Here is a 6,302-nt window from a genome sequence, read left to right as displayed (position 1 = left end):
CCTTGGGGCTTTGGGGCTTGGGGAAGGAACCAGATTGAGACTTCTGAACTCCCTTAAACTTCGCGGCTGGTTGCTGGTGGGAACCGCCGTTTGTGGGGTCGCGCTGGCAGGTGCCGTCGCGACATTCGGATCGTCGGCCCGCGCAGGCGCTGCTCTCGAAGAGCGCAAGCTGCCGATGAAGTTCAGCTGGGTCGCCTGCGAGCCGAACTGCCGCGGCTGGATCAGCGCGGTTGGCATCATCACTGCCGATACGCCCAAAGAATTCGAAGAGTTTTCGCGCGGCCGCCAGCTCGGCGGCGCCACCGTAGTGCTCGATTCCAGCGGCGGCTCCGTCAATGACGCGATCACGCTCGGCCGGCGCTTCCGCAATCTCGGGCTTTTGACCACGGTCGGCGTGAGCCTCCGCGGCGGGCCGTCGACACGGCCGGCCGTCGCGCCGGAAGCCTATTGCGAATCCATGTGCGCGTTCCTGCTGCTGGCCGGCAAGAAGCGTTACGTGCCGGAAGCCGCTCATGTCCGGGTTCACCAGATCTGGATGGGCGACCGCGCCGATGATGCCAAGGCGGCGAGCTATAGCGCGCAGGACCTGATGATCGTGGAGCGCGACATCGGCCGCCTCGCCAAATACACCTTCGATATGGGTGGCGCCGGGGATCTGTTGTCGCTTGCGCTCAGCGTCCCGCCTTGGGAGGACCTGCACGAGCTCGATGCCGGCGAGCTCAAGCTCACCAATCTGGTTACGACCGATCTCGTGGCTGACGTGCTCCCGCACGTGGATATCTCGGCGCCGGCAATGGCGGAGCTTGCACCGAAGACGCAGGCGAGGTTCGGCGCGGAACCGGAACAGGCTTCCAAGTCGACCAAGACGGCGGAAGCCCTGGTGCCGACCGGTAGTGTTGCCGCACCGGCTGCTGCGGCGGCGCCGAAGTAAGCTCTTAAATCTCGGTAGTCATCCCGGGGCGCGCGTCAGCGCGAACCTTGGTGAGCAAGTGCGTACCTGGGGTGCGCAAGTTCGCCCGGAATGACGGAGAGGGGGTCAGCCTTGCGCTGCGGCCGGCTGCTTGGTTCTGGCCTCGATCTGGCCGATGGCATCAACCACGGCATCGAAGGTGAGAAGCGTCGAGGCATGGCGCGCCTTGTAGTCGCGGACCGGCTCGAGGAACTTGATCTCCTCCCATTTTCCTTGAGGAGGCGCACCATTCTCCTTCAGCATCTTGCGAACGGTTTCGCGTAACTCACGGAGTTCGCTCGCAGTCGAGCCGACCACGTGACTTGCCATGATGGATGAAGAGGCCTGGCCCAAAGCGCAGGCCTTCACGTCATGGGCGAAGTCGGTGACGGTATCCCCGTTCATCTTAAGATCGACCTTCACGGTCGAGCCGCACAGCTTGGAATGGGCGGTGGCGGAGGCATCGGGGTCCGCCAACCGTCCGAGCCGCGGAATATTCCCGGCCAGCTCGATGATCCGCTTGTTGTAAATGTCGTTCAGCATGTGATGGAGTCCAACGCGTCCACACCCGCTTCCAAGCCGGATCGGCCTTGGCGGGCGCCGCCCACGGTCCTATATAGGGGCGGAACTGGTGGAAAAACAGTCCAGCGGAGCGGTGGCGGTGATCCAGATCTGCGCTGCCGGCTTTGTGACCTTGGGACTTTTGCACCGAAACTGTTCTGTTCAGGCGTCCGGCGGCTTGGCCGCCCCGTCTGCCGGTGACACTCCGGCCGTTAGGCCGTCGAACGGAGAAGATATGGACGCTGCAATCAAATCCATCCGCCCGGGTAAGCCCTCCGACCGGCAGCCCGAGAACCGCCCGGCCGAGCTTGATCCTGCCGAATTCCTCGCGGCCGCCGTCCGCGCCGACCAGCCGCGTCCCGCGCGCGCCGAGGCGGAAGCGGCGGTGAAGACGCTGCTCGCCTATATCGGCGAGAACACCGAGCGCGAGGGCCTGCTCGACACGCCGCGCCGCGTCGTCGAGGCTTTCGACGAGCTCTATCAGGGCTACCACCAGTGCCCGGCCGAGGTGCTCGACCGCACCTTCGGCGAGACGGCGGGCTATGACGATTTCGTCCTGGTGCGCGACATCGAGTTCACCTCGCAATGCGAGCACCACATGATGCCGTTCTACGGCAAGGCGCACATCGCCTATACGCCGGTGGAGCGCGTCGTCGGCCTGTCCAAGCTGGCCCGCCTGACCGACATTTTCGCCCGCCGGCTCCAGACCCAGGAGCACCTGACCGCGCAGATCGCCGCCGCGATCGACGAGGTCCTCAAGCCTCGCGGCGTTGCCGTGCTGATCGAGGCCGAGCATACCTGCATGTCGGTGCGCGGCGTCGCCAAGCATGGCGCCTCTACTTTCACCAGCCGCTTCACCGGCATGTTCCGCGACAATCCGGCGGAGCAGGCCCGTTTCCTGTCCCTGGTGCGAGGCACGACGCGCTGACCTCGCGACAAACCGGCGAGAGTTGCTGTGTCCGCTCATTCCCATGAGACCGAGGAGGGCCTCGCCTTCCTGCCCAGATTTGATGCCGCTGGCCTCGTGACGGTCGTCGCCACCGACGTCGCCACCGGCGACGTGCTGATGGTCGCGCACATGAACGAGGAGGCGCTGCGCAAGACCATTGCGACCGGCGAAGCCTGGTATTTCAGCCGCTCGCGCAATGCCTTGTGGCGAAAAGGTGAGACGTCGGGTCAGACCCAGCGCGTGGTCGAGATGCGCACCGATTGCGATCAGGATGCGGTCTGGATCCGCATCGAGCAGATCGGCGCGGCCTGCCATACCGGCCGGCGGTCGTGCTTCTACCGCAAGGTCGAGGCCGAGGGTGGGGGAGCAAGATTGGTCTTCACTGAGGCGGACCGGCTGTTCGATCCGAACGACGTTTACAGGAAGTAGCAGCCTGTCATTCCGGATTCGCGCTGTCGCATGCCCCGGAATGACGCGGAGCGTCAGTTAACCCCGCCTTAACCATACCTGTCCCACGGTGAGACGATGGGCGCCGAATTGCCGGCGTCGCTCAGCGCCGCGCGGGGCGGGCCCTCCACCATGTCGATCGACAGTTTCAGTGCCACGCAGACGGCCGGCCTTGATCCGTCGCGCGCGCGTGTCGCCGGTGCGATCAAGCAGGCCTCGAACGTCACAGGCGTCAGCTTCCAGTACATGCTGACCACGGCCAAAATGGAATCGGACTTCAATCCGACGGCCGCCGCCACCACCTCGTCCGCGCAGGGGCTCTACCAGTTCATCGACCAGACCTGGCTCGGCACGGTGAAGGAAGCGGGTACCCAGCTCGGCTATGGCAGCTACGCCGACGCCATCACCAGGACGTCATCGGGGACCTACACCGTCGACGATCCCGTCAAGAAGCGGTCGATCATGAAGCTGCGCGACGATCCCGAAGCCGCTTCCGCCATGGCCGCGGCGCTGACGCAGTCGAACAGCTTCAAGCTCACCGGCCTGCTCGGGCGCAGGCCGAGCGACAGCGAACTCTACATGGCCCATTTCATGGGCGTCCGCGGCGCGGCGAAATTGATCGCCAATGCCGAGGACAATCCGCAAGCCGTCGGCGCGCGGCTGTTTCCCAACGCGGCGGCCGCCAACCGCCCGATCTTCTACGCCAAGGACGGCCGCGCCCGCAGCGTCTCCGAGGTCTATTCGGTCCTGGACAGCCGCTATGCCAGCGCGGCCAATTCAAAGGTAACCCGCAGCGCGATGGCGATGTATGGCGCCACGCCTTCGACCACGCAGGTCGCGAGTGCCAATGCAGTGGTGCCCACTGCGCCTGTCGTGGACAACGCCGCCTATCTCCAGACCTTCCCGAATGCCCGCACAGTGACGCCCGTCAGCGCGACGTCGTCGACACATGTCGCGGACAGTCCGACGGGCACGCCGGTGTTTCGTTCGATCTATCAACCCGGCGATGCCACGCAGCCGGTCTCGACCACGGTGCAGAAACTATGGGGCAACAATGCCTCGCTCACCTCGGTCGCAGCGGCGACGCCGGACGTGCGGCCGCCGCAACCGCTCGATCTCTTCAGTGATCGCAGCGGCACGTTCTCGAGCTAGCTTCGCTCTTGCTCCGGACGCCGCGTTACGTCCGTGCACAAGATCGAGACTGTGTGCGCAGCTGCGTCAACACCGTCATTGCGAGCGCAGCGAAGCAATCCAGAATCTCTCCGCGGATACAGTCCTGGATTGCTTCGCTGCGCTCGCAATGACGGAGGATCAGCGAGAGCTCGTCGCGTGTGCCGCGCGTGGCGGCTTTGTTCCCTTAACAAATCATCAATAAAACCAGCCAGTTATGGTGAACGCTTTGTTAAGCGTCGTGGTTTATTTTGTGTTGCAGGTGACGAGCGTCATCGTTTTTCGTCTGTTGTGTAAGCCGGAAGCAGCATGATTGTTCGGCAGTTCATTCATTGGATCAGGACGGCACCCGCAGGCGAGCGGGCCGAGGCAACACGGGCGCTGGCCCGGGCCTGGCTGATCTCGGACCTTTCTGCAGACGATCGCATCGCCGCCGAAGGCGCGCTTCTGATGCTGCTTGACGATGCCTCGCCGCTGGTGCGGCAGGCGATGGCTGAAGCTTTTGCCCGCAGCCTCGATGCGCCGGCCGCAATCGTGCGGGCGCTGTCGGCCGATCAGCCGACGGTCGCGCTGCCGGTGCTCGAACATTCCCCGCTCTTGATCGACGCCGATCTCGTCGACATCGTCGCGACCGGCGGCGAGGAGGTGCAATGCGCAGTCGCGCGCCGCATCGCATTGCCGGTGTCGGTGTGCGCCGCGATCGCCGAAGTCGGCTGCGCGGCTGCCGCGCTGGAGCTGATCGAGAATCCCCATGCCGAGCTCGCCCCGTTCTCCTGGGACCGGATCGTCGAGCGTCATGGCCATCTAGCCGCGATCCGCGAGGCGATGCTGGTGCTGGAGGATCTGCCGGCTGCAACGCGTGCTGCGCTGGTGGCAAAGCTCTCCGAGACGCTGGCGCAATTCGTCGTGGCGCGGAACTGGCTGAGCGCCGACCGCGCCGACCGCATCACCATCGAGGCGCGCGACCGCTCCACCATGAACATCGCGGCGCGCTCGCGCGGCGATGACATGCAGGGCCTGGTCCGGCATTTGCGCATCACCGGCCAGCTGACCGCGGGCCTGATCCTGCGCGCATTGCTGTCGGGCAATCTGGACTTGTTCGACGCGGCACTCGCCGAACTCGCCGATCTGCCGCTGGCGCGCGTCTCGGCGCTGCTGCACGAGCGCGGCGGCAACAGCGTGCACGCGCTGCTCCGTCGCGCCGGGCTTCCGGAGGCGACGTTTGCGGCGTTCCAGGTCGCGCTCGATGCCTGCCACGAGCAGGGCTTCGTCGATAGCGACGACGGCGCGGCGCGGCTGCGCCGGCGCATGGTCGAGCGCGTGCTCACCCATTGCGAGTCCGATCGCGGCGCCACCGAGCCGCTGATGGTCCTGCTGCGCCGCTTCGCCACTGAATCCGCGCGCGAAGAGGCACGGCTGTTCTGCGACGAGATTGTCGCGGATGATGTGGTCGATCCGCTCTATGACGATCTGATTGCGGCGTAGTTCGAAGCTCGCGACAAGGCGGGCCGGAAGAGAGACAGGCTCCGTCATTGCGAGCGCAGCGAAGCAATCGAGAATCCCTCCGCGGGGACAGTCTGGATTGCTTCGCTGCGCTCGCAATGACGAGAGGAGAGAGTTCGGCCTTATTCCGCCGGCGCGATGCTCGGCGCCAGGATCACCTCGAGATGCTCGGGGCGGTCGCGGTTGACGTAGGCAAGATAATCATCGGCGACCTTGCGCAGGCGGTGGCTGAGCTCGGCCGAGACGCTGATCCTGTCCAGCCTGGTGTTCTCGTGCACGATGGCGAGAATGGCGTTGATGTGGTGCGTGAACAGCTCGGCCGGCACCTTTTCCAGGTCAGGCGCGTGCTCGATGACGCGGCACAGGCTTTCGGCGATGCCTGCGGCTGAAGGAAAGCCGAATGTCGCCGCATCCCCCTTGATGTCATGCGCGGCGTGAAACAGCTCGTCGCGCAGTTTCTTCGTGAAGCCGTCGTTCTGCACGGCCGTCCAGGCGGCGTACAGTCGCTGGGCCTCGATCGCCATCCAGTCCTTGAACTCGCCGGAGAGGCTCGCGAGCGCCTGCTCGGCGCGGGCGACCGGGTCGTCGAGGTCTTTTTCTTCGACGCGGCGCAGGACCTTGCGCAGCGGATTGGGCTGCGTGATGACCTGGTGCGTGGCGAAGGCCTTGACCTCGATGTCCTTTGCGCTGTTCTTCGCCATGATGCCTGCCTCGTCTGAAGCG

At 65.1% G+C, this 6,302-nt stretch carries 7 protein-coding genes; 5 read left to right on the top strand and 2 right to left on the bottom strand.

Features of this window, described 5'->3' with window-relative positions:
* Positions 1 to 34: 34 nt before the first annotated feature.
* Positions 35 to 931, top strand: coding sequence for a hypothetical protein (locus tag I6F21_RS15360; RefSeq protein ID WP_225139839.1), 897 nt, complete (start codon positions 35 to 37; stop codon positions 929 to 931).
* A gap of 105 nt (positions 932 to 1,036) precedes the next feature.
* On the opposite strand, the gene I6F21_RS15355 is transcribed toward I6F21_RS15360, so the two are convergent.
* The gene (locus I6F21_RS15355; RefSeq protein WP_036044037.1) at positions 1,037 to 1,492 is read right to left on the bottom strand and encodes an iron-sulfur cluster assembly scaffold protein; all 456 of its coding nucleotides are present in this window, start codon (positions 1,490 to 1,492) and stop codon (positions 1,037 to 1,039) included.
* A 253-nt stretch (positions 1,493 to 1,745) separates the two neighbouring features.
* On the opposite strand from I6F21_RS15355, the gene folE reads away from it, so the two are divergent.
* The 4 genes from folE to I6F21_RS15335 all read left to right on the top strand — a co-directional run bounded on the left by folE (position 1,746) and on the right by I6F21_RS15335 (position 5,561).
* The gene (folE, locus tag I6F21_RS15350; RefSeq protein WP_036027718.1) at positions 1,746 to 2,438 is read left to right on the top strand and encodes a GTP cyclohydrolase I FolE; all 693 of its coding nucleotides are present in this window, start codon (positions 1,746 to 1,748) and stop codon (positions 2,436 to 2,438) included.
* 27 nt (positions 2,439 to 2,465) lie between these two features.
* Entirely contained in the window at positions 2,466 to 2,888 is a 423-nt protein-coding gene (gene hisI, locus I6F21_RS15345) for a phosphoribosyl-AMP cyclohydrolase (RefSeq protein ID WP_225139840.1), read from the top strand.
* 96 nt (positions 2,889 to 2,984) lie between these two features.
* Positions 2,985 to 4,058, top strand: a complete 1,074-nt coding sequence (locus tag I6F21_RS15340; RefSeq protein ID WP_225139841.1) for a transglycosylase SLT domain-containing protein — start codon at positions 2,985 to 2,987, stop codon at positions 4,056 to 4,058.
* Between the two features lie 327 nt (positions 4,059 to 4,385).
* Entirely contained in the window at positions 4,386 to 5,561 is a 1,176-nt protein-coding gene (locus I6F21_RS15335) for a DUF2336 domain-containing protein (protein ID WP_057029588.1), read from the top strand.
* Positions 5,562 to 5,701: 140 nt separating this feature from the next.
* Here the strand turns inward: I6F21_RS15335 and I6F21_RS15330 are convergent, their stop codons facing one another.
* Positions 5,702 to 6,280 (bottom strand): Hpt domain-containing protein, encoded by a 579-nt coding sequence (locus tag I6F21_RS15330; protein ID WP_225139842.1) that lies wholly within the window; start codon positions 6,278 to 6,280, stop codon positions 5,702 to 5,704.
* Between the last annotated feature and the right edge of the window lie 22 nt (positions 6,281 to 6,302).

It is taken from the genome of Bradyrhizobium sp. NBAIM03, assembly GCF_020194055.1.
Lineage (GTDB): Bacteria > Pseudomonadota > Alphaproteobacteria > Rhizobiales > Xanthobacteraceae > Bradyrhizobium > Bradyrhizobium yuanmingense.
The sequence above is the reverse complement of the archived record's forward strand: the minus strand, read 5'-3'. Positions and strand labels throughout refer to the sequence as shown.